The sequence below is a fragment of the Streptomyces sp. DH12 genome (assembly GCF_020873895.1).
Classification (GTDB): Bacteria; Actinomycetota; Actinomycetes; order Streptomycetales; family Streptomycetaceae; genus Streptomyces.
Map to the genome: position 1 here is coordinate 1 of NZ_JAHWGT010000313.1, position 690 is coordinate 690.

Below are 690 nucleotides of genomic sequence, written 5' to 3' on the forward strand. Positions count from 1 at the left end.
GGAGAAGGTCGACTCGGTGACCGACGTCCGGGAGGTCTTCCGCTCCTGGCAGGAGGGCACCGTCATCCGCTCCTGGCTGCTCGACCTGGCGGTCAACGCCCTCGACGAGGACGAGCACCTGGACGGACTCCGGGGTTATGCACAGGACTCCGGTGAGGGACGCTGGACTGTGGAGGCCGCCATCGACAACGCGGTCCCGCTGCCGGCGATCACCGCCTCGCTGTTCGCGCGGTTCGCCTCGCGCCAGGAGGACTCGCCGCAGATGAAGATGATCGCGGCGCTGCGCAACCAGTTCGGCGGCCACGCGGTCGAGAAGAAGTAGTCCACAGGGACGCCACCTGTCCACAGGACCGCGCGGCGGTCCACAACGCCGGAGGAGGTCGGCGGAAGCCATGCACGTCACGCATCTGTCGCTGGCCGACTTCCGCTCCTACCCCCGGGTCGAGGTTCCGCTCGACCCCGGGGTGACGGCCTTCGTCGGCCCCAACGGGCAGGGCAAGACGAACCTCGTCGAGGCGGTCGGCTACCTCGCCACCCTCGGCAGCCACCGGGTGTCCTCCGACGCCCCGCTGGTGCGCATGGGAGCCGACCGCGCGATCGTCCGGGCCCAGGTCCGGCAGGGTGACCGGCAGCAGCTGGTCGAGCTGGAGCTCAACCCGGGCCGCGCCAACCGCGCCCGCATCAACCGAT

1 protein-coding gene and 1 pseudogene are annotated in these 690 nt (G+C 70.6%); both read left to right on the top strand.

Features of this window, described 5'->3' with window-relative positions:
- A pseudogene (locus LPA54_RS34245) lies at positions 1 to 322 on the top strand (6-phosphogluconate dehydrogenase); the annotation flags it as partial.
- A gap of 70 nt (positions 323 to 392) precedes the next feature.
- Positions 393 to 690 (top strand): AAA family ATPase (locus tag LPA54_RS34250; RefSeq protein WP_228984562.1); only part of this gene is annotated, 298 nt, incomplete at its 3' end.